This window comes from Janthinobacterium sp. 1L-D-8-B-C4 (assembly GCF_057291295.1).
Genome location: NZ_JBXAVX010000009.1, coordinates 68,584 through 90,881, shown reverse-complemented (window position 1 = coordinate 90,881; position 22,298 = coordinate 68,584). Strand labels below are relative to the sequence as shown.

The window sequence follows — 22,298 nt, the reverse complement described above, 5'->3', positions numbered from 1 at the left end:
GCTTGCGCCGGAATTCGATCATTTGCCCCAGGATAGCGAGATGGTCGCCATGCTGCGGAACACCGATTGGTCATCCACCGCGCTAGGGCATCCATCGACGTGGCCGGAAGTGCTGCGCTTGCAGCTCAATCTCTGCTTTGAGTCGGCGTTTCCGATTGCCGTCTGGTGGGGGCCGGACCTGATCCAATTTTACAATGATGGTTACCGGCCCATCCTTGGCGCGACCAAACATCCGCAGGCATTCGGACATCCTGCGCTTGGCACATGGCCTGACATCTGGCCGACCATCGGCCCCATGGTTGACCAGGTCGTCCACCAGGGAATTGCGGTGAAGGGAGAGGACATGCCCCTGGTCCTTGACCGGAACGGCTATCTTGAACTGTGTCACTTTACCTTCTCTTACAGCCCGATTCGCAATATCAATGGCCAGATCGACGGCATGTTTACCGCAGCGGTAGAGACCAGCGAGCGGGTACGTGCGGAGCGCAGGACCGCGTTTCAATTGATGCTGGCGGACAGGCTGCGCGGCCTGGCGACTCCCGATGAAATTATCGCAACGGCAACGGAACTGCTGTGCGCGCACCTGCAGGTGGCGCGCGCCTTTTATGCCGAGATAGACGACAAGACGTCAAGCTTCAACATCCCGTCGCGCTGGGCGCAAGGCACCGGCCTTCCGCAACTGCCTGCGCGCGGCATCATCGATGAATTCAGCCCTTATCTTCTCAAGACGCTGCGCCAGGGCCAGATGGTGGTGGTCGATGACTTGTCGGCCGATGCCCGTTTTGCCGGGTTCGACCAGGCCTACAGCGCGCTTGCCATCAGCGCCATCGTGATTGTTCCGCTGATTCGCAACGATCAATTACGGGGAAATCTGAACGTTGCGCACAGCTCGGCACGAAAATGGACTGCGGACGACATGACGGTCATTGCCGACGTTGCGGAGCGGACCTGGGACGCTGTCGAACGTGCCCGCGCGGAAGAATCGCTGCGCGCCTCGAATCAACGCCAGACCGAATTTCTTTCCACCCTGGCGCACGAACTGAGAAATCCGTTGGCGCCGATTCGCAGTGGCCTTACCGTGCTGTCCATGAAAGGCGATAGCGTTGAAGCGGTTGCAAAAGTACGCGGCGTGATGGAGCGCCAGGTGAGCTATATGGTGACGTTGATCGATGACTTGCTCGACGTTGCGCGCATTACTGGAGGCAAACTGGTGCTCAAGAAAGCCAGCATGGACTTGAAGCTGGCGTTGTCGAATGCGGTCGAGGTCAGCCTGCCCCATATCGAAGCTGGCAAGCACGTGCTGCATGTCGCGCTGCCCGAGCACGCAATGCTGGCCGAGATTGATGCTACACGGATAGCGCAAGTTGTCGGAAACCTGCTCAACAACGCAGCAAAATATACCCCGTCTGGTGGAAAAATTGAACTCGCCTTGCGGCGCGACGGTGACGTTGCGGTGATATCGGTCAGCGACAACGGTATCGGCATACCTGCGGAAGCGATGACGAGTGTGTTTGAAATGTTCAGCCAGATCCGGCACGGACTCGACCGCTCTCAGGGAGGGCTGGGCATCGGCCTGTCACTTGTCCGTCGTCTGGTGGAAATGCATGGCGGCAGCGTTTTCGCAAGCAGTGCCGGGGCTGGGCTGGGCACCACGTTCACCATCCGCTTGCCGTTGGCGCAGCAAATGGTCGACTTTGTCGAGCCGGTGCCGGCACAGTCGCCCGACAATGCGCGCAGCGCCGGGGACGTGCCCCTTGAGATCCTGGTCGTCGACGACAACGTTGATGCCGCGACGACACTATCGATGTTGCTTGAGATGCAAGGTCATCGTGTAAAGACGGCCCATGACGGGCTGGACGCGCTGGAGCAGATAAAGCATTTCGTGCCTCAACTCGTCTTTCTCGACATCGGCATGCCGCGCATGAATGGATATGAAGCCGCGCGCGTCATGCGTCGGCAGGAACAAGGGAAAAATGCCTGCCTTGTAGCGCTGACAGGATGGGGAGCTGAAGTTGACCGTCTCCAGGCAAAAGAGGCAGGCTTCAACTTTCATCTCACGAAGCCGGTCCAAACTGCCGATATCGAACGCATTTTAGGCAGCCTGGTTCGATAACAGGACTGCAAGGCCGGCACACCCGCATTCTGTGCTCAGGCAGGGCACTCGCACATTTCTTTCAAGAATCCTCCTCCCCTGCGCTAGAATCTGCCTTCCCCTGGCCACCCACGAGGCGGCCAGGATGACAAAACCACTATAAAAACGCACGGGAGTGACAGTGAGCTTATTGAGAACCAAGAATCTGGATGACATGATCGCCCACAGCAAGAAGCCGGGCGGGCTGGCGAAGGTGCTGGGGCCGTTCGACCTGGTGCTGATGGGCATAGGCGCCATCGTCGGTACCGGCATTTTCGTGCTGACCGGCACCGGCGCGCTGACGGCCGGCCCGGCGCTGTCGCTGTCGTTCGTGATCGCGGCCGTGGCCTGCTGCTTTGCCGCGCTGTGCTATGCGGAATTTGCTTCCACCGTGCCGGTCGCCGGTTCGATCTATACCTACACCTACGCCACCATGGGCGAGCTGGCGGCCTGGATGATAGGCTGGGACCTGCTGCTCGAATACGGGCTGGCGGCCGCTGCCGTGTGTGTCGGCTGGTCCGGCTATTTCCAGTCGCTGATCGCCGGTTTCGGCATCGCGCTGCCGGTGGAACTGACGGCGGCGCCCGGTGCGCTGCCGGGGGTTGCCACCTGGATCAACCTGCCGGCGCTGGTGATCATGCTGCTGCTCACCGCCATGCTGGGCTGGGGCGTGCGCGAATCGGCGCGCCTGAACAACGTCATGGTGGCCATCAAGATCGGCGTGGTGCTGCTGTTTATCATTTTCGGCGCGCGCCATGTGCAGCCGGCCAACTGGCAGCCTTACATGCCGTTCGGCATGAACGGCGTGATGAGCGCGGCGGCGCTGGTGTTCTTTGCCTTTATCGGCTTTGACGCCGTCACCTCGGCCGCCGAGGAAGTCAAGAAGCCGTCGCGCGACCTGCCGATCGGCATTATTGGGTCCTTGGCAGTGTGCGCGGTGCTGTATGTGGTGGTATCGGCCATCATGACGGGCATCGTGCCGTACCAGAAATTCCTTGGCGTCGACCACCCGGTCTCCCTTGCGCTGCAATATGCGGGTGAAAACTGGATCGCGGGCTTTGTCGACCTGGGCGCCATTTTGGGCATGACCACCGTGATCCTGGTGATGGCCTTCGGCCAGACGCGTATCATTTTCGCCATGTCGCGCGACGGCCTGCTGCCGGCCCGCCTGTCGACCGTGCACCCGCGCTTCCAGACGCCGTTCTTCGCCACCTGGCTGGTCGGCATCGTGTTCGGCCTGATCGCCGCCGTGATCCCGCTCAACATCCTGGCCGAACTGATCAATATCGGCACCCTGGCCGCCTTCACGCTGGTGGCGATCGCGGTGGTGGTGCTGCGCAAGAAGCGCCCTGACCTGCCGCGCGCGTTCCGCTGCCCGGGAGTGCCGGTGATCCCGGCGCTGGCGGTGATTTTTTGCGTGGCCCTGATGAGCTACCTGAGCCTGGTCACGTGGATCGCCTTCGGCATCTGGCTGGTGATTGGCCTGGCGATCTATTTCGGCTATGCCCGCAAGCGCTCGCTGCTGCACCCGAAAGCCTGATCCTTGCATGACACTGCACGTGCGCGACAGCCCTTGTCGCGCGCCGCAGTTATGATGGCACTCTCTACCTCAAGACGAGTTTCGCCATGCCGCCATCCCCCATCCTGACCGAATCACTGGAACACAGCGCCGACCAGCGCAAGCGCGCGCGCCTGCGCACCATGCAGTGGGTGGCGGTCGGCCTGCTGGTGGCGGCCGCGCTGCTGTATGCGCTGGCCCGCTCGCAGCGCGCAGGCCACCCGGCCTGGGGCTACCTGGAAGCGTTTGCCGAAGCGTCGATGGTCGGTGCGATCGCCGACTGGTTTGCGGTGGTTGCGCTGTTTCGCCACCCGCTGGGCATTCCGGTCTGGCATACGGCAATCATCCCGAACAGCAAGGACGACATAGGCCACAGCCTGGGCGCCTTCGTGGAAAACCATTTCATTACCGAGCAAGGCATTGCCGAGCGCATCGCCGGGGCCAATCCGGCCGGGCTGCTGGGGGCCTGGCTGCGCGAGCCAGGCAATGCGCAGCAACTGGGCCAGTCTGGCGCCGGGGTGGCCAGGCAATTGCTGGCCATGCTCGATCATGCGCACATGCGCGAACTGCTGCGCAGCAAGGCCACCAGCTACCTGGGCGAACTGAATCTGTCCAGCGTGGCGGCCGACTGCATCGACGCCCTGATCGCCGACGGCAAGCCGCAGGAACTGCTGGACTTCGTGCTCGACAAGGGCGCCGATTACCTGGCCGACGAAAGCCACCATGCCGCGATCGGCGACTTCGCGCTGAACGCCTTCCATATCGAAAACAAGCTGATCAAGGCGGGCCTGGTGCTGTACGAGGCGCGCATGATACGTTCGCTGCAGGAATTCCTGGTTGCCGTGCGCGCCGACCCGCAGCACCCGATGCGCAAGCAGCTGTCGGGCTGGATCGCCGACAGCGCGCTGCACCTGAAACAGGACGCGCACTGGCAGGACACGGTCAAGCGCTATCAATTGCAGGCGCTGGCCAGCGACAAGGTGCAGGCGATGCTGGGCGAAGCCTGGGATGCCCTGGTCGAGCGCCTGCAGGCGGACCTGGGCAGCGAACAGCCGGCGCTGGCGCGCACGATTGCCAGCATGGCGGAAAATACCGGCAAGGTGCTGGCCAGCGATGCGCAGGCCAGCGCGTGGCTGAACGACACCATCGTTGCCGGCAGCAGCGCGCTGGTGCGCCGCTACCGCGGCGAAGTGGGCGCCTTCATCGAAAGCCGTCTGGCGCTGTGGAGCAAGGAAGAGATGAGCGAACGCATCGAACTGGCGATCGGCCGCGACTTGCAGTTCATCCGCATCAACGGCACCGTGGTGGGCGGGCTGGCCGGGCTGCTGATCCATTCCGTCAGCCAGGCTTTCTGACGCAGCCGCCGCTCTTCATTCTACCTTCACGCTACCCTCAGCGCAGCTTCATGCGCGCCGTCGATACTGGTCATGCCCTCTTCCTTCCAGGAGTACCGCATGACCCGTTTATCTTCCCCTTTGCGCCGGCGCCTGCTGCTGACCGCCCCCGCCCTGGCTATCCTGACCGCTTGCGGCGGCGGTGGCGCCGTGGCACCGCGATCCGCCGTGACCGACCGCCATATCGCGATCAACGCTGGCATCACGCTGCATGTGCGCGACTGGTCCAACTTCCAGCACGATGACACTGACGTGATTGTGCTACTGACCGGCCTGGGCGCCAACGCCCATGCGTATGACAGCCTGGCGCCGGCGCTGGCGCGACGCCACCGCGTGCTGGCAATCACCCAGCGCGGCTATGGCCAATCCGGCAAACCGGCGCCGGTCGACGCCAGCACCTACGCGCCGGCCACCCTGGCGGCCGATCTGCTGGCCGTGCTCGACGCGCTGAACATACCGCGCGTGATCCTGGCCGGCCACTCGATCGCCGGCAATGAAGTCACCCTGTTCGCCGGCAGCCACCCGCAGCGCGTGCGCGGCGTGGTGTATCTCGACACGACGTTTGATTATGCCACCCCGGCGCCATGGCCGATCGACAAGGATATCGACGAGGAACTGCTGGCGCCACCTGCGCCGACGCCGGCCGACATGGCCTCGATGGCCGCCTCGATCGCCTACGCCAGGCTGCTGCAGAAGCGCTGGTGGCCGGCCACCGAAGCGTACTGGCGCGACTCGCTGGCCGTGCTGCCGGACGGCTCGGTGCGGCCCAATACACCGGATGACGTGGCCGCCTCGATGGATCTGCTGGCGCATGCTTTTTCACCCGATTACCGGGCGGTGCTTGCCCCGGCGCTGGTCGTGCACGCCGACCCGGGCAGCGTGCGCGACATGCTGCCGTGGGTGACGCCGCACAGCGCGCCCGCCGTGGTCGCGGAAGCGAGCCGCTACCTGCGCGCTTACCGCCAGGCACATGCCGCGGACTGCGCACGCATCGCCCACGCGCTGCCGGGCAGCACCTTGCTGACCATCGCCAACGCCAATCACAGCGACTTCCTGATGGAGTACGAGAGCACGGTGGTGGCCGCCATCGAGGCGATGCGCTGGGCGAAATGATCGCGCAAGTCTAGCGCGGCGTCGCGCGTGCCTGGCCCAGCCTGCGCACCATGGCCATCACGGCCGCCATCTGCGGTGCTTGCCGGGTCTGGAAGTTTGGTTTGGACGAATCGTCGCTGGAGTATCCCCAGAAATCCCAGCAGCCCTGGGGGTTGGCGGGGATGCCATTCGATGGCCGAATCTGCGGATACAGCACGATCAGGCGGTTGGTATCGGCATACTGGTTATAGCCGGTGCCGGCGTAAAAACGGGCACCGATGTTTCTCGCGCCCTGCTGGCAGCCGTGAAACACCACGTGCACGGCGCAGGCATTGTCGCGGCAATCAAGCGGAATATAGGCGTAGCCAATATCGTCCATGCTGTTGCGGCTGCCCTTGAGGAATTCGGCCTGGTCAAAGCGGATCAGTTGCCCCGTGGACTGGCCCAGGTTCGGTGGCTGGCTGTCCCCGCCAGCCAGGTGGCGCAGCAAGTCGTGCGACTGCATGAAGCCGCAATTGTTGATATATGGCGCCTGGGTGGTGGCGCACGGCCCGTCGTCGGGGCGATCCGTCAGGATGGCGTGGCCGGCGTTGACGCTCTTGTCGTAGACGATGGCCTTCGGCGCCACCCCCGCCAGCAAATAGTATTTTTCCACCTGGTCGACCACGATGGTCTTGACGACACGGTCGCTTCTGCCACTGAAGACGTAGACGCGCTGCTTCGCCAGGTTCGCCACCGGGTCGATATTGCCCTGCTCCGCCTGGCGCTGGGCATTGCGCCAGGAAACCATGGCGTCTGCCGCCGTGTTGGCGGAAGCCGGCTGCATGCAGACGGTGGCTGCGTTCACGAGCAGCGGCTGCTGCGGGTAGGTCGAGGCACAGTCATAAGGGCCGCCGGCAATCACTGCCACGCCCTTGATCTCGGCGGAATACGCGGTGGCGATCTGCGCCGCCATGAAGGCGCCCGACGACAGGCCGGAAACAGCAATATGGTTCAGGTCGGCGCCCAGGCCGGGCAGTGGCGCGGCACTGGTGGCCACTGCGGAGCAAGGCACGGTGGCCAGCGCCAGGGTAAAGGGGATGGCGAATAATGCAGGCTTCATCATGGTCATCTTTCAATCAAGGTCATCGGCGGGAACCAGCTTGGCCTGGTAATTGTAAATGAGCCATTGTGATAGTCATGATAATTATTTTGGCATGGCCATCTCGGCATGGCAACGCTGAACATTGCCGATTTGTAATGCCAGAATGGTTGACGCCACCGCAGCGACTGCCTAGCATGGATTGCAAATGCGGCAACCCGTCCGCATACAACCGGAGTTCGCCATGCGCCACTTCCACCTTTCTCACCGGTTCACCCGGATCGCCGCCGCCTGTCTGTTCACGCTTGCCGTCGCGCCGGCCACCAACGCCACCGCTGCCGACGCTCAGGGCCCGGCGGGCGTGCAGACGCCAGCCGGCTGGCGGCTGATGCCTTTGCTGCCCATCAGGGGCCATGTCCAGAATGCAGATACCGACGATAACGTCCAGTTGATGTACAACGATGACCAACAGCTGGTCGGCGTGGTGATGGTCACCTTTACGCCTGGCGGTGGTTACTCCAGCCTGCTGAAATCGTTCAGGTACAAGGAAGGCGATGCCAATCCTCCAGCTTTGTCGCTGATAGCGCCTGGCCACTACCAGCCGGCTTGCCATCCCGGCCATCCATGCGAGACGGTACATATCGGCAACCAGGCAATCGGACTGTGCTTTGGTGAAGCATCGTGCCGGATTCTGTACTACGACGGCAAAGCGCTGCGCGACATCGTCATGACGGACTGAAGTAAAACCTACAACCACCCTTCCCGCTTCAGGCGCCGGTGCAGGAAATAGCAGCCCGCCACGATCACCGCCATCACGGCCGGATAGCCGCCGCGCCATTTCAGTTCCGGCATGAACTCGAAGTTCATGCCGTACAGGCTGAACACCATGGTCGGCACGGCCAGGATGCCGGCCCAGGCGGCCAGGCGCTTGACCACTTCGTTCTGGCGGATCGAAATCTGGCCCAGCGCCACCTGCATGGCGGCGTTGACCATTTCGCGCATCTGGTTCGCGGTATGCGTGACGCGCTTTACATGGTCCAGGATGTCGCGGTAATAGATGCGGTTTTCCTTCGGCACGATATCGCCGTGGAAACGGATCAGCTGGGTACAGATTTCATGCAGTGGGTTGACGGCCGCGTCGAGCTTCAGCAGCTCGGTTTTCAACTGGTAAAAGTCCTGCAGCTTGTCTTCGTTCAGGCTGGGCTTGAATAACTGGCTTTCATATTGCTGGAACTTCGATTGCAGCATGTCGATGCAGGGCTGGTACTGGTCGACGATAAAATCAATGATGGAATACAGCACGTAGCCGGGGCCACTGGCGAGTTTCTCGGGCACGGTTTCCTTGCGCTCGCGCAGCTTGGAGTAGCCAGCCGACGGGCCATGGCGCACGGTAATGATGAAGCGGCAGCCAAGAAACACGTGGGTTTCGCCATAAACGATGGTCTGGCCGTCAAGGCTGGCCGTGTGCAGCACCATGAACAGGGTGTCGCCATACTCTTCCAGCTTGGGCCGCTCGTGCGCGCCTTCGGCATCTTCCACCGCCAGTTCATGCAGGCCGAACGCCGATTGCAGCGCCTGCATGGCCGCGCTGTCGGGGCCGGCCAGACCGATCCACACAAAACAATCGGGATCGCCGAGAAAATCGCCGACCTTGTCGATATCAAAGTGGGCAAGCTTCTTGCCGTGGCGATAGGCTTCGCAATTGACGACGGCGGCGTGTTGACTCAAGTCCATGATATGCGTGCTGGCTGCTGGGGAGGACGGCCAGTATAGCGGAAAAGAAAGTTATTTCCGTTAATCGTTTCACAAGACAAGGGGAGCAACGCTGGGCCTTGCGCCGCTGTATATGCCTTGCCGGCTCAGGCCGCGCGTGCGCCGATTGCCTGCATTTCCTGGTGGATGGCATTCTTTTCCAGCATATGCAGCGGCAGGCTGGTAAAGATATTCATGCGCGTCATGATCTGGCGGAAGATGCGGTGGAAGGCGGCGCGCTTTTCCTCGTCGCTGCCGGTAACGGCGGCGGGGTCTTCAAAGCCCCAGTGGGCCGACATCGGATGGCCGGGCCACACAGGGCAGGTTTCGCCCGCCGCGTTGTCGCACACGGTAACGATAAAGTCCATCTGCGGCGCGCCCGCCACGCCAAATTCGTCCCAGCTTTTGCTGCGCAGTTCGCCAAGCGGGTAGCCGGTGATCGCCACCTGCTCGATCGCATGCGGGTTGACCGTGCCGTTCGGCTGGCTGCCGGCCGAATAGCCCTTGAAACGCCCCTTGCCCATGGTGGTCAGCAAGGCTTCCGCCATGATGCTGCGCGCCGAATTGCCGGTGCAGACAAACAGCACCTTGTACACTTTTTCCTGCATGTCATCTTGCATATAAGTCTCCAGTTGAAACAGGCACGGCCTGCGGGGTTCAGGCTTGCCATCTTATCCACGCACTTTGACAGGATGATGACGCAGGCCCCTTTCGCCCAAAAGCAATAATGATTTTTCAACAAAAATAATTTCCATGATGTAATGATTGCGTCACACTGGCCTGCTACGCTTGCTCTCATCAGCAATCCGTCAGCAGACAACCGAAAAGCGCTCCCACACCATGAAATTCATCCAGTTGAAAACCGGACCCCGGGTCCTGATCTCGTTCGCCATGGTGTTGTTCGTCATGGCCTGCATTACCGGCATCGCCTTGTGGCGCCTGCATGCGGCCAATGACAATACCGATTACCTGGTCAAGGACAAGCTGGCCAAGCAGCAGCTCGCTTCCGAACTGCTGGGCAATGCCAAGCTCAATGGCAATAGCGCCATGTCGATCGCCAAGAGCGACAGCCTGGAAACGGGCGAATATTTCCAGGCCCAGCTGACCCTGGGCGACAAGACCGTCGAGCGTTTGATGGTGCAAATGAAAGCCTTGCCCAAGAACGGCACCGAGGCGGCGCTGTTTGACGAGTTCGCCAAAAGCCAGAAAGCCTATCTTGCCGTGCGCAAGGAAGTATTCACCTTCAAGGACCAGGGCCGCACCCAGGAGGTCGAGCAACTGACCGGCACCAGCATGAAAACCACGTTCACGGCATATGCCGCGGCGCTGTCCCGGCTGCTCGAATACCAGACCAGAGAAGCCAACGCCCTGGCAGCCGCCTCGGCCAGCCAGTACAACAGCAGCGTGGCCACCCTGCTGGCCTTTGGCGCGCTGGCGCTGATCACGGGTGCCGCGTTGGCCTGGGCGATTACGCGCAGCATCGTGGTCCCGCTCCAGCATGCGGTGCATATTGCCGAGCGCGTCGCCCAGGGTGACCTGCGCCATATTGAAGTTCAGGAACGAAACGATGAAGTGGGCCAGCTGCTTAACGCCTTGCACAATATGACCGTGCGCCTGGGCGAGACCGTCAAGCTGGTGCACGACGGCGCCGTAACCATCGACACCGCCTCGCGCGAACTGTCGACCGGCAACCTGGACCTGTCGCGCCGCACCGAGCACCAGGCGGGCGCGCTGCAGGAAACCGCCTCGTCAATGGAAGAGCTGACGGCCGCCGTGAAAGGCAACACCAGTAATGCACGCCAGGCCAATGAACTGGTGCTGTCGGCCTCGCAGGTGGCTAAAAAAGGCGGCAGCGTGGTCGATGATGTGGTCGGCACCATGGACGACATCAGCGCGGCGGCAAAAAAGATCGTCGACATTATCGGCGTGATCGACGGCATTGCATTCCAGACCAATATCCTGGCGCTGAACGCTGCTGTCGAAGCGGCCCGTGCCGGCGAGCAAGGACGCGGCTTTGCGGTCGTCGCCGGCGAAGTGCGCAACCTGGCCCAGCGTTCGGCCACGGCGGCGCGCGAAATCAAGCAGCTGATCAACGCCTCGGTCGACAAGATTGAAACCGGCAGCGTGCTGGCCCATGCGGCTGGCGACACCATGGCCGAGATCGTGGCCAGCGTCGAGCGCGTGACAGGCATCATGGCGCAGATCGCCTCGGCCAGCGCCGAGCAGGAATCGGGTATTGGCGAAATCAACGCCGCCATCACCGATATCGATAATGTCACCCAGCAAAACGCAGCGCTGGTCGAAGAAGCGGCCGCTTCCGCCGAATCGGTTCATAGCGAAGCAGCCACCCTGCTGCGCGTGGTGGGCTTCTTTACGGTCGACGATGCGGTGGTGATGGCGCCTGAAGAGGCGCATCCGGCCGCCAGCGCGGTACGCAAGGCACGCCGCAAGCCGGCAACGTTGAGCTTGCCGGCCGGCGGCGCGCCGGCGCTGGGTTAATTACTCAGGCAACTGCCGGCAATTTATCCAGCAACTTGTCCAAGGTGACCGGATACTCGCGCACCCTGGCCCCGGTGGCGTTATAGATGGCGTTGGCAATCGCCGCCGCCACGCCGCAAATGCCCAGTTCGCCCACGCCCTTGGCCTTCATCGGCGACGACATCGGGTCGGTTTCTTCCAGGAAGATCACTTCCTGGTGCGGAATGTCGGCGTGCACCGGCACTTCATAGGCGGCCAGGTCGTGATTCACAAAAAAACCGCCGCGCTGGTCGACCACCAGTTCTTCCATCAGGGCCGCGCCGGCGCCCATGGTCATGGCGCCGATCACCTGGCTGCGGGCAGACTTGGGATTGAGGATGCGGCCGGCAGCGCACACGGCCAGCATGCGCCGGATGCGTACTTCGCCCGTGTAGGCGTCGACCCCCACCTCGACAAAATGCGCGCCGAAGGTCGATTGCTGGAACTTCTTGTCGAGGTCGCCGTATTCCATATGGTCTTCGGCCACGATTTCGCCATCCTTGGCAGCCTGGCCCAGCGGCACGTTGCGGTCGCCCGCGCTGACCTGGCCGTCGGCAAAGCGCGCTTCATTGGCGTCCATCTGCAGCTTGCCAGCCACTGCCTGGCGCAATTTCACGCAGGCTGCGTACACGCCGGCGGTGGAACTGTTGCCGCCCCACTGCCCGCCGGAACCGGCCGAGACGGGAAAGTCCGAGTCGCCCAGCTTGACGACGATCTTGTCGAGCTCGACGCCGAGCATTTCAGCGGCCGTCTGCGCGATGATGGTGTAGCTGCCGGTGCCGATATCGGTCATGTCGGTTTCCACCGTCACCACGCCCTGGGCATTCAGGCGCACGCGGGCGGCCGACTTCATCACCATATTGTTGCGGAAGGCAGCCGCCATGCCCATGCCGACCAGCCAGCGGCCGTCGCGTTTGGCGCCGGGCTGTGCGCTGCGCTCTTTCCAGCCGAACTCCACCGCGCCGGTGCGCATGCAGTCGATCAAACGGCGCTGCGAAAATGGCCGGCTCGGCTTTTCAGGGTCGACTTTGGTATCGTTCAGGATGCGAAATGCAATCGGGTCCATCTTGAGTTTTTCGGCCAGCTCGTCCATGGCGATTTCCAGCGCCATCAGGCCCGGCGCTTCGCCGGGGGCACGCATGGCGTTGCCTTCGGGCAGGTCCAGCACGGCCAGGCGCATCGCCGTCATGCGGTTGGCACCCGCATACAGCAGGCGCGTCTGCATTACGGCCGTTTCCGGCTTGCCGCCTTCCAGGTCGCCCGACCATGATTCATGGCCGATGGCGGTGATCTTGCCGGCACGCGTGGCGCCGATGCGCAGGCGCTGGATAGTGGCGGGGCGATGCGTGGTGTTGTTCATCATTTGCGGGCGCGACAGCGCCACTTTGACCGGGCGCTGGGCGGCGCGCGCGCCGAGCGCGGCCAGCACGGCTTCGGCGCGCACGAACAGCTTGCCGCCAAAGCCGCCGCCGATATACGGCGAGACGATACGCACTTTTTCTTTCGGGATGCCCAGGTTCAGCGCCACGTCGCCCTTGCCCCAGTCTATCATCTGGTTCGAGGTCCAGACCGTCAGCTGGTCGCCGTTCCAGGCGGCAATCGAAGCATGCGGCTCCATCATGGCGTGCGACTGGTCCGGCGTGGTATAGATGGCGTCGACGCGCACCGGCGCGGCGGCAAAAGCGCCGGCAAAATCACCGACCCTGGTATCGGGCTTTTCATCCTTGGGCTTGGTGGCCGAGCTTTTCGCGGCAGCCAGGTCGTACTTGCCCTTCTGTTCTACATACTTCACCTCGATCAGCCTGGTCGCGGCGCGCGCCTGCTCGAACGTTTCGGCCACCACCAGCGCTATCGCCTGGTGGTAATGCTGGATCTCGGGGCCGCCCAGCAGCTTGGCGGTGTTCATCTTGCCCTTGCCCAGCTTGCCTGCGTTGTCGGCCGTGACAACGGCCAGCACGCCCGGTGCGCGCAGTGCGGCGCTGGTATCCATCGACGCAATGCGGCCCTTGGCAATCGCCGCACCCAGCACATGGCCATACGCGGCGTTCGGCGCCGCTTCGTGCTGTTCATAGGCATAGGGCGCCGTGCCGGTGGTTTTCAGGGGGCCATCGATGCGGTCGGTGGCGCGGCCGATATAGCGCAGCTTGTCGATGGGATTGGTAGTGGCGGGGGTGGTAAATTTCATGATGTCACTTTCTGCGCAGAATCGCGCGCTTGCGTCGGCACTCCACTGAGCACGCCAGCCAGGGTGCGCTGCACCAGGGTGGCCTTGAAGGCGTTGTCCTTGGTCGGCCTGGCGTTGGCAAGCAACAATTTGCTCACTGCGGCGGCGCCCTGCCCCATCGCCTGGTCCGCCTGCGCCATGCGCCACGGCTGCGGTGCCACGCCGCCCAAGGCCACGCGGCCAGAGCCGTCCGGCATGACGATGGCGGCCACCGACACCAGCGCAAACGCATACGAGGCGCGGTCGCGCACCTTGGCATACACATGCGTGCCGCCCAGCGGTTTCGGCAAGGTCACGGCGGTGATCAGTTCGCCCGGCTGCAAGGCCGTTTCGATCTGCGGCGTATTGCCCGGCAAGCGGTAAAAATCGGCAATCGCGATGGTGCGCGTGGCGCCGTCGGGGCGCACGGTTTCAACCCCGGCGTCAAGCAGGCGCATCGCCACCGCCATGTCGGAGGGATGCGTAGCGATGCAGGCGTCGCTGCCGCCGACGATGGCCAGCTGGCGGCTGAAGCCGGCAATCGCCGAACAGCCGCTGCCGGGATTGCGCTTGTTGCAGGGTTGATTGGTGTCATAGAAATACGGGCAGCGAGTGCGCTGCAGCAGGTTGCCGCCCGTGGTGGCCTTGTTGCGCAACTGGGCCGAAGCACCGGCCAGCAAGGCGCGCGACAGCACGCCGTAGTGGCGGCGCACCTTGTCATCGGCGGCCAGGGCCGTATTGCGCACCAGGGCGCCGATGCGCAGGCCGCCGTCTTGCGTGGCGCTGATCTGGTCCAGGCCCAGGCCGTTGACGTCGATCAGGTGCGGCGGCGCCTCGATCTCGAGCTTCATCAGGTCGAGCAGATTGGTGCCGCCGGCAATGAATTTGGCGCCCGGCGTGCGCAGCGAAGCTGCCGCTGCTTCGGCCGGCGTGGTGGCGCGCTGGTAGCTGAAGACCTTCATGCCGGCCTCCCTGCAACATCGGTAATCGCGTCGACGATATTCGAATAGGCGCCGCAGCGGCAGATATTGCCGCTCATGCGTTCGCGCAATTCTTCCGGCGTGACTTCCGGTTTCGCGTTCAGGTCAGCACTGACATGGCTGGGAATGCCGCGGCGGATCTCACCGAGCGCCGCCACCGCCGAACAGATCTGGCCCGGGGTACAGTAGCCGCATTGATAGCCATCATGGCGGATAAACGAGGCCTGCATCGGGTGCAGTTTTTCCGGCGTGCCCAGCCCTTCGATGGTGGTGATTTTCGATCCTTCGTGCATTACTGCCAGGCTCAGGCAGGAATTGATGCGCTGGCCGTCGACAATCACGGTGCAGGCGCCGCACTGGCCATGGTCGCAGCCCTTCTTGGTGCCCGTCAGGTGCAGGTGTTCGCGCAAGGCGTCGAGCAAGGTGGTGCGCGTGTCGAGCTCCAGCGCATGCGCCTTGCCGTTGATCTCGAAGTGCACGCCGGCCATCACGGGTGGCGCTGATGGGGCGCCGGTGCCGGCAGCCGACCCATTGGCAGCCTGGGCCGCAGCCATGCCCGGCATCGCCGCCGCAGTGGCCGACAAGGCCCCCGCAATCAGCACATCGCGCCGGCCCGTATTAATATCGCTCATCTTGTTGTTGACCTTGTCCATCCTTGCGTCCTCCTGGCTGATTGTGTCGCTCGCTGCTATTGGCTGGGTGGGCGCATGCCGGCCCAGGAATCAGTGTAAGGCGCAGAGGAAAAAAGGTCTGTACGCGAACGTACATTATTGAACGCAGAGCGGCTGAAACCCGGCCATATCGGCTACACTGGGGCACCTTCTTTTTCCGCGTCACCCATGATCGAAAAGAATCTCCCCGAACTGGTCATGCTACGGCGCCTGATCGACGAAGGCGGCCGCCACCTGGAAGTGGCCGCACCCTGCAGCATCCCCATCGATGGCCGCGACTTTCCCGTGTATACGATTGCGCTGGGCAACCCCAGTCCCGATGTGCCGGTGCTGGGATTTTTTGGCGGCATCCATGGGCTGGAGCGGATCGGCACGCAAGTGATCCTGGCCTTTTTGCAAAGCATCCTGGCGCGCCTGCAATGGGACAGCACCCTGCACCAGCAGCTTGAATCGATGCGCCTGGTCTTCATGCCGCTGGTCAACCCGGGCGGCATGTGGCAAGGCACGCGCAGCAATCCGCAAGGCGTGGACCTGATGCGCAATGCGCCGTTGTCCGCCAGTGAAGCGGTGCCCTTCCTGCTCGGCGGCCAGCGCTACAGCAACAAGCTGCCCTGGTACCGGGGCCAGGAAGGCACGCCGATGCAGGTGGAAAGCCAGGCCGTGTGCGAGCTGGTCGAACGCGAATTGCTGTCGCGCCAGTTCAGCATCGCCCTTGATTGCCATTCCGGCTTCGGCCTGCGCGACCGCATCTGGTTTCCGCACGCCCACACGGCCACGCCGATTGCCCACCTGGCCGATATCGGCGCACTGGAAGAACTGTACAGCCGCACTTACCCCAACCACAACTATGTGTTCGAGCCGCAAAGCCGGCAATACCGCACCCATGGCGACCTGTGGGATTACCTGTATTTGCGGGCTACCTGCGACAGCGAGCGCGTGTTCCTGCCGCTGACGCTGGAAATGGGTTCCTGGCTATGGGTCAAGAAAAATCCGCGCCAGCTGTTCAACCGCGCCGGCATTTTCAACCCGACCGCCGCGCACCGATTGCAGCGCGTGCTGCGGCGCCACCTGGTGTGGTTCGACTTTTTGATGCGCGCGGCCAACAGTCACGGCCGCTGGATGCCGGAAGGCCTGGCGCGCAAGGCCCATCGCAAGCGCGCGCTGGCGCAGTGGTATGAATCATGAATAGTGGCACCTGGGTTCTGCTGCGTGGCCTGATGCGCGAGCAGCGGCACTGGGGCGACTTTCCCGCGACGCTGGGCGCGGCCCTGCCCGATGCGCTGATTATTACCCCCGACCTGCCCGGCAACGGCCAGCGCCATCTGCTCGACAGCGCCACGCGCGTGGCGGACATGGTGGCGTTCTGCCGCCAGGATTTATTGGCGCTAGGGCTGGCGCCACCGTATCGATTGCTGGCCCTGTCGCTGGGCGGCATGGTCGCCGTCGCATGGGCCAGCACCTATCCGCAGGAGATAGCGTCCTGCGTGCTGATCAATACCAGCATGCGACCGTACAGCCCATTCTACCGCCGCCTGCGCTGGCAGAATTATCCGGCCCTGCTGCGCCAGTTGCTATTCGGCGACCAGGCCAGCCAGGAAGCGCTGATCTTGCGGCTGACCAGTTTTAAATATGGCACGGGCAATGCGACACTGGTAAATCGGTGGTTACAGTACCAGCAGCAATATCCCGTGAGCCGGCGCAATGCGCTGCGCCAGTTGCTGTCGGCGGCCCGCTTTCGCGCCCCGGCCAGTTGCCCGCCGATGCCGTTGCTGGTATTGACAGGCAGCCGCGACCGGCTGGTCGACCCCGGCTGTTCCCATCAACTGGCGCGCGCCTGGCAGACGGCGTATGAAATCCATCCCGACGCGGGCCACGACTTGCCGCTCGACCAGCCGCATTGGGTGGCGCAGACGGTGGCGCAATGGCTGGGCGGAGCGGAGCGAAAAACCTGATAAAAACTGTTGCCTGGAGCTTCAAGCCAGTGTGTCGCTTTCGGCTGCGTGCTGGACCGAAAACGCGCGCGCAGCTATCAGCACCGGCATCAGTTCGCGGCCAAGCGAAGACAAGCGATATTCGACGCGCAGCGGTTTTTCATTGAAGTCGATGCGTTCGATAAGAAGATCGGACGCCAGTTCGCGCAATTGCTGGGTCAGCACCTTTTGCGAAATACCAGGCAGGTCTCGCTTCATTTGCAGCGTGCGCATCGCCTCGCCCGCATACAAACGGAACAGGATCGGCAGCTTCCAGCGACCCTGAATCATGCGGATCACCCGGCTGACGTGGGCAACGGCGCCGTCCGGACCGAGGCAATTTGCACGATGCTGCGCGGAAGCTATCTTGATGGGTACAAAAAGGTGCGTACTTGTCTGGTTCATCGCCCCACTCTAGCATGCAACTTCCTCACACTGAAAGGAAGGCAGCAGGATGGACTTGCAACTGGACGGAAAAAAGGTACTGGTCACCGGTAGCAGCAAGGGGATCGGCGCCGGCATTGCCAGCAAATTTGCACTGGAAGGCGCCATCGTCATCGTACATGGCCGTGACCGCACGCAGGCCGACGAGGTCGCCCATGCCATCGTCGGACATGGCGGGCGCGCCCACGTGGTGCTGGGCGACCTGACGCACGACGATGCCGTGCAAGGCCTGCTCGACGAGGCGTCCCGGCAGGCCGGCATGATCGATATCCTGGTCAACAACGCCGGTGGCTCCAGTACCGTCAAGGAGGACTGGACCGCGACGCAGCCGGCAACCTGGGCTGCGACGTATGACCGCAACGTGCTCGCCGCCCTGCGCGTTACCACCCGCCTGCTGCCGGCGATGCGCCAGGCCGGATGGGGCCGCATCATCAATATCTCCAGCCTGGCCGCCACGATGCCGCCAGCGGGCGGCCCCGACTATGCGGCGTGCAAGGCGGCGATCAATGCCATGACCGCATCGCTGGCCAAGGCTGTTGCAGCCGAGGGCATTACCGTGAACGCAATTTCCCCGGGTACCATCCACAGCGCCACGCTGGACCGTAAATTCCGTGAGGCCGCGCTCCAGCATGGCCTGGACATGGATGCACCATGGGCCACGATTGAACGCACCGTGCTGCCCTTGTTCGCACAGGTGCCGGTCGGGCGCGTCGGGCAGATCGACGACATCGCGAATCTGGCGGCCTTTCTTGCCAGCCCGCTGGCCGGCTACATTACCGGTACCAACCTGCGGGTCGATGGCGGCATGTCGCCGGGTTTGTAGGAGTTCAAAAGCGGCTGCCAGGCGGTCGCAAATGTCACGGCCGCGTGAAACGTCTTGTAACATTTCTTACGGGAACGTCTTATCTGTTAGGACGGAATCACGGTGTAATGGATTCACCACATCGCAACCGTGTTATCAAGGAGAACAAAAATGAAATCGAAAATGATCGTATCGGCCCTTATTGCAATCAGCATCGCCGCCAGCGGCAGCGCCCTGGCCCAGCGTGGCAACGACTCCCACGACCGCAATGACCATAATGACCGCAACGACCACGGCCAGCAACACGACAATGACGGACGCCATGACGATGCGCGCAAGTTCAGGCGCGACGACTCGCGCGGCGGCGGTCCCAAACACGACCTGCGCCGCGGCCAGCGTCTGAGCCAGGAATACCGCGACAACCGCTACGTCGTCAGCGACTGGAAAGCTCGTCACCTGAACGCGCCGCCACGCGGCCAGCACTGGGTGCGTGCCGGCAATGATTATGTGCTGGCAGCGATTGCCACCGGCGTGATTACGCAGATCCTGCTGTCGAATTAATCTATCTGTTCTACCATGAACAAAACCGCACCTCGAAAGGGGTGCGGTTTTTTGTTTGTTCAACAATGATATTGCCACGGCTTTTCCAGGACGCTGCGTTACTCATGGTGGCGCATCGATTGTATGGAACGGATTAAAATGCCTGAAAAAGACGCATGAATGTCCGACAACAGATCAACCTGAAACCCAAAATGATGACAGATAATAAGCAGATATTGCGTGACTGGCTGGCAGCAACACGTTGGCAGCCGGCGGGCGACCTGGAAATTCCAGCGCCAGTGCTTGAGGTGCTGCGCTCTTTTCTGACCACCGAGCACGCGGACGATGAAGCGCAGGCCTTTTATCGCGATACGCTTGCCACGCTTTTCCATCATTACCGGAAATCGGCTTACACCAATAAAGCGCTATTGGGTGACGCGTTGGTCAAACTCGGCACGTTCTCGATACAGCAATTCTGGCCAGCCGCCGAGGCTTATTTATCCATGGATCCGGACTCCACGGCGATCGCCAGATGGGTCAATGCACTGCATTTAAGCGCTGACGCGCAGCGCTCACTCGAGACTGAACGATTCCACGCTCTGCGGTAGCACTCATGCGCCAAACAGCCGATACGCTTTGTCCTGCAAGGCACTCACCACATCCGCCAGCCGGCGCTGATGTTGCGGGACCAGCTCGGCCTCACCCTGCACAGAGCCGTTGTAGATATAGACAAAGGGCACTGCCAACGTCTTCGGCACGGTGTCGTGATCCTGGCAGTGCACGATCAGAAAATCAAGCGCTGCATACAGCTCGGCGATCCCGTGTTCCGTGACTTCAGTCCTGAACCTGACCATGACAGGAATGAGTTGCGGTCCCAGCAAGCGTGCGTCCACAATGGCAGATCCGACCCCAACACCCGCCACACATCCTGATCAAATCAGTCGTTTTGGGAACCACCCATCTGTCGCTCGAAAGACTGCCGGACCAAGCCTAATATATATGGCAGTTCATCGGTATTGTTCAACCCGACTTCGACATCGCCATTCCCCCATCGGCCTATATTGGAGATATCACGGCACAGGCCCTTGGGGTCTTCGATGTCCTCAATACCAAGGTTGAGTACCAGCAGTAAACGCTTGGCCTGAGGGACAACGTCAACGAAGTTCGTTTCTGCTTTGTAGGCCACGTAAAGTTTAAGAAACTCTTCATTGATGCATGGATCCAGCGCCAGAACCGCTTTTCGCAGCGCCTCGAACAATTCGCGCATAGAGCCCGACGCCAAGAACGGATGATCAGCAATGCTGTATGTCTGGCCAGGTTTGGCTGAGCGCGGCCTGTAGGCGTCGAGCACATCTTCCGCCAGTTGCGGCGATATCCAAACGCGCGTGGCATCACTGGACAGGCGCTCGGCGCGAGCCATGATGGCTGCCTCATCCCATGCTTGCACTTTGCCAAGCCCGAGGTTCAGCTTCAATGGACTGTGAGCAAATCCAACCGGGTTGCCATTCTTGTCAATGACACGATCACGCTTGTAAGCGAAAGGACGATCGCTGTATTCACTGTTGTAAGCTGTGAGAGTGAGATTGCCCAAGGTGTGTAGCCATTGCTGCTGAACACGCTGCCATTCTTTGCCGAGCTCTGTCTGCCATTCGTCGCACAGATCTTCGTTCTGAGGCAGGATGTGCTCAATGGTGTATTCTTCGACGACGACGCGTTCTTTTCGTTCGTTGTTTTCCAAACGGCGCAGCCAGTAGCTACGGCTCCGGAAATTATACAGGTCACGCACCTTGACCTCTCGCTGGAACTCGTCATCGCCTGGGAAGCGGCGGTACGACGGCAGCATCATAAATGCAGCCTGTACGCTCTCAAGGTAACGGTCTTTCTTTAACGTTCGGCTCAGTCCTGCGAAGGTCTTGTTCATTGAATTGGTGGGAATGGCACAGATAGCGCGCCGGAACACGTAACTTTCCACCAAGCGAATAATTCGCAGTATTTCCTCAGCGTTCAGACGGCCTTGCTTATAGTCGTGGTAAGCGTCTAGCAGAAAAGGATATGCCACATCGACCTTTAGTTCGCGCAGGTCGTGGAAAGCTTGCCTGAGCCGCACCTCGGTCTCCGTACCCAAGGCCATGGCGCAATAGTAGGATGCATAAACGTAGATGTCGGCCACCAGATCAGAAATGTCGCCCTTGAAGTTGCGTGCAAAGGCCTTGAACGCATCATATACGTCACGGACGTTAGGGATGTCTCCCGTCTTCGCAGTGAGGTAATGTCGCATGAAGGCATCAAAGTGCAGCACGTAGGCAGCTTGGCCGAAGGCCTTTTCCATTGGCCGCCAGTAAGCTTTGTAGAGGTTGGTTTGCAGCTTCGGCTCAAGCCCCATCAGGATGTAATTGCGGATCAGATCCGCTTGACTAAGCTCCAGACCTGTGGAGTTCATACTTTCGAAGATCATCTGCGGGTTGTCCTGGGCACGATCGAGCGACACATCGACAATCATGAGCTTGGCCAGGCCGTGGCAAATGGCTTCCAGTTCCGACTGATTTTCCGCAATCAAATTCTGAAACAAGGTATGGTTTTCGGTAATGCGGCTACTGGCTTCCGCCGGCAACGGTGTGCCTTGCAGCAGAGCGAGAAGGGTTTCCTTGTCGGTTTCTGACAGGATCAATTTGAAATGGCGCTCACCTTCTTCGTCCGGGTTGAGCAGGTAGTAGTTGCGAAGCTTTTTGTTCGAAAATGCATCGAGCACTTCCCCCAACCCTTGGGTCTCGAAGTGTCCGGCCAAGGCCGCAATGAGCAAGGCACTAGTAGTCAGGCGCTGCTGTCCGTCGATGACCAGCAATGCTTCCTGACTGGTGACCGATGATAGGCCGCGCTCCACATAGACGATAGAACCGATGAAATGCGCGGTCACATTCGGATCGCGGCCAGCGCGCATCAGATCACCCCACAACTGGCGACACTGCGCAGCTGTCCATGCATAGTTGCGCTGATAGATCGGAATGACAAATTGAGGAGACTTACGCAGAAACTTGAGCAGGTTTGCTTCGGTGGCTTTCACTAGGATCCTTTTAAATTTTTATGCGACTAGTAAGCCCAGAGGTTCGATTGCCATTCCTGCATCGTACAGTTCGGCACGGCGTGCTGATCTTGACAGGAATGG

Annotated in this window: 20 protein-coding genes; 11 read left to right on the top strand and 9 right to left on the bottom strand. The window is 61.5% G+C overall.

Annotated elements, in window-relative coordinates; genetic code table 11:
• Positions 1-40: 40 nt before the first annotated feature.
• The 4 genes from AC0Z42_RS16780 to AC0Z42_RS16765 all read left to right on the top strand — a co-directional run bounded on the left by AC0Z42_RS16780 (position 41) and on the right by AC0Z42_RS16765 (position 6,196).
• Positions 41-2,113 carry an ATP-binding protein gene (locus tag AC0Z42_RS16780; protein ID WP_485469337.1) on the top strand — a complete coding sequence of 691 codons (2,073 nt, stop codon included), beginning with the start codon at positions 41-43 and terminating at the stop codon, positions 2,111-2,113.
• A gap of 160 nt (positions 2,114-2,273) precedes the next feature.
• Complete coding sequence (gene bcaP / locus AC0Z42_RS16775) at positions 2,274-3,671, top strand: branched-chain amino acid transporter BcaP (RefSeq protein ID WP_485469336.1); 1,398 nt, start codon at positions 2,274-2,276, stop codon at positions 3,669-3,671.
• Positions 3,672-3,757: 86 nt separating this feature from the next.
• The gene (locus AC0Z42_RS16770; protein WP_485469335.1) at positions 3,758-5,044 is read left to right on the top strand and encodes a DUF445 domain-containing protein; all 1,287 of its coding nucleotides are present in this window, start codon (positions 3,758-3,760) and stop codon (positions 5,042-5,044) included.
• A 99-nt stretch (positions 5,045-5,143) separates the two neighbouring features.
• Positions 5,144-6,196 (top strand): alpha/beta hydrolase, encoded by a 1,053-nt coding sequence (locus AC0Z42_RS16765; protein WP_485469334.1) that lies wholly within the window; start codon positions 5,144-5,146, stop codon positions 6,194-6,196.
• Positions 6,197-6,206: 10 nt separating this feature from the next.
• Here AC0Z42_RS16765 and AC0Z42_RS16760 read toward each other — a convergent pair whose 3' ends face one another.
• Positions 6,207-7,280: an extracellular catalytic domain type 2 short-chain-length polyhydroxyalkanoate depolymerase gene (locus AC0Z42_RS16760; RefSeq protein ID WP_485469333.1), complete on the bottom strand. Its 1,074-nt coding sequence runs from the start codon at positions 7,278-7,280 to the stop codon at positions 6,207-6,209.
• A 220-nt stretch (positions 7,281-7,500) separates the two neighbouring features.
• On the opposite strand from AC0Z42_RS16760, the gene AC0Z42_RS16755 reads away from it, so the two are divergent.
• Entirely contained in the window at positions 7,501-7,995 is a 495-nt protein-coding gene (locus AC0Z42_RS16755) for a hypothetical protein (protein WP_485469332.1), read from the top strand.
• Positions 7,996-8,003: 8 nt separating this feature from the next.
• Here the strand turns inward: AC0Z42_RS16755 and corA are convergent, their stop codons facing one another.
• Both corA and AC0Z42_RS16745 read right to left on the bottom strand, forming a co-directional pair.
• Complete coding sequence (gene corA, locus AC0Z42_RS16750) at positions 8,004-8,990, bottom strand: magnesium/cobalt transporter CorA (RefSeq protein ID WP_485469331.1); 987 nt, start codon at positions 8,988-8,990, stop codon at positions 8,004-8,006.
• Positions 8,991-9,115: 125 nt separating this feature from the next.
• Positions 9,116-9,616: an arsenate reductase ArsC gene (locus AC0Z42_RS16745; RefSeq protein ID WP_485469481.1), complete on the bottom strand. Its 501-nt coding sequence runs from the start codon at positions 9,614-9,616 to the stop codon at positions 9,116-9,118.
• 232 nt (positions 9,617-9,848) lie between these two features.
• On the opposite strand from AC0Z42_RS16745, the gene AC0Z42_RS16740 reads away from it, so the two are divergent.
• Positions 9,849-11,507, top strand: a complete 1,659-nt coding sequence (locus AC0Z42_RS16740) for a methyl-accepting chemotaxis protein (RefSeq protein ID WP_485469330.1) — start codon at positions 9,849-9,851, stop codon at positions 11,505-11,507.
• 4 nt (positions 11,508-11,511) lie between these two features.
• On the opposite strand, the gene paoC is transcribed toward AC0Z42_RS16740, so the two are convergent.
• From paoC to paoA, 3 genes are read right to left on the bottom strand one after another with little or no spacing between them, the layout of a single operon-like run.
• Positions 11,512-13,710 (bottom strand): aldehyde oxidoreductase molybdenum-binding subunit PaoC, encoded by a 2,199-nt coding sequence (gene paoC, locus AC0Z42_RS16735; RefSeq protein WP_485469329.1) that lies wholly within the window; start codon positions 13,708-13,710, stop codon positions 11,512-11,514.
• Positions 13,707-14,690 carry an FAD binding domain-containing protein gene (locus AC0Z42_RS16730; protein ID WP_485469328.1) on the bottom strand — a complete coding sequence of 328 codons (984 nt, stop codon included), beginning with the start codon at positions 14,688-14,690 and terminating at the stop codon, positions 13,707-13,709. Before AC0Z42_RS16730 ends, paoC begins: the two co-directional genes overlap by 4 nt.
• Entirely contained in the window at positions 14,687-15,361 is a 675-nt protein-coding gene (gene paoA / locus AC0Z42_RS16725) for an aldehyde dehydrogenase iron-sulfur subunit PaoA (RefSeq protein WP_485469327.1), read from the bottom strand. Before paoA ends, AC0Z42_RS16730 begins: the two co-directional genes overlap by 4 nt.
• A gap of 186 nt (positions 15,362-15,547) precedes the next feature.
• On the opposite strand from paoA, the gene AC0Z42_RS16720 reads away from it, so the two are divergent.
• Both AC0Z42_RS16720 and AC0Z42_RS16715 read left to right on the top strand, forming a co-directional pair.
• Complete coding sequence (locus tag AC0Z42_RS16720) at positions 15,548-16,564, top strand: M14 family zinc carboxypeptidase (protein WP_485469326.1); 1,017 nt, start codon at positions 15,548-15,550, stop codon at positions 16,562-16,564.
• Positions 16,561-17,331: an alpha/beta fold hydrolase gene (locus AC0Z42_RS16715; RefSeq protein ID WP_485469325.1), complete on the top strand. Its 771-nt coding sequence runs from the start codon at positions 16,561-16,563 to the stop codon at positions 17,329-17,331. Before AC0Z42_RS16720 ends, AC0Z42_RS16715 begins: the two co-directional genes overlap by 4 nt.
• A 21-nt stretch (positions 17,332-17,352) precedes the next feature.
• Here AC0Z42_RS16715 and AC0Z42_RS16710 read toward each other — a convergent pair whose 3' ends face one another.
• Complete coding sequence (locus tag AC0Z42_RS16710) at positions 17,353-17,640, bottom strand: winged helix-turn-helix transcriptional regulator (protein WP_485469324.1); 288 nt, start codon at positions 17,638-17,640, stop codon at positions 17,353-17,355.
• A 163-nt stretch (positions 17,641-17,803) separates the two neighbouring features.
• Between AC0Z42_RS16710 and AC0Z42_RS16705 the strand changes: the two genes are divergently transcribed.
• From AC0Z42_RS16705 to AC0Z42_RS16695, 3 genes are all read left to right on the top strand, one after another.
• A complete protein-coding gene (locus AC0Z42_RS16705) occupies positions 17,804-18,616 on the top strand; it encodes an SDR family NAD(P)-dependent oxidoreductase (protein WP_485469323.1) in 813 nt (270 codons plus the stop codon).
• A gap of 150 nt (positions 18,617-18,766) precedes the next feature.
• On the top strand, positions 18,767-19,156 hold the full coding sequence (locus AC0Z42_RS16700; protein WP_485469322.1) for an RcnB family protein: 390 nt from the start codon (positions 18,767-18,769) through the stop codon (positions 19,154-19,156).
• A 155-nt stretch (positions 19,157-19,311) separates the two neighbouring features.
• A complete protein-coding gene (locus AC0Z42_RS16695; RefSeq protein WP_485469321.1) occupies positions 19,312-19,743 on the top strand; it encodes a hypothetical protein in 432 nt (143 codons plus the stop codon).
• Positions 19,744-19,746: 3 nt separating this feature from the next.
• Here AC0Z42_RS16695 and AC0Z42_RS16690 read toward each other — a convergent pair whose 3' ends face one another.
• The gene (locus AC0Z42_RS16690) at positions 19,747-20,016 is read right to left on the bottom strand and encodes a hypothetical protein (RefSeq protein WP_485469320.1); all 270 of its coding nucleotides are present in this window, start codon (positions 20,014-20,016) and stop codon (positions 19,747-19,749) included.
• A 56-nt stretch (positions 20,017-20,072) separates the two neighbouring features.
• A complete protein-coding gene (locus tag AC0Z42_RS16685) occupies positions 20,073-22,196 on the bottom strand; it encodes a GmrSD restriction endonuclease domain-containing protein (RefSeq protein WP_485469319.1) in 2,124 nt (707 codons plus the stop codon).
• Positions 22,197-22,298: the final 102 nt, after the last annotated feature.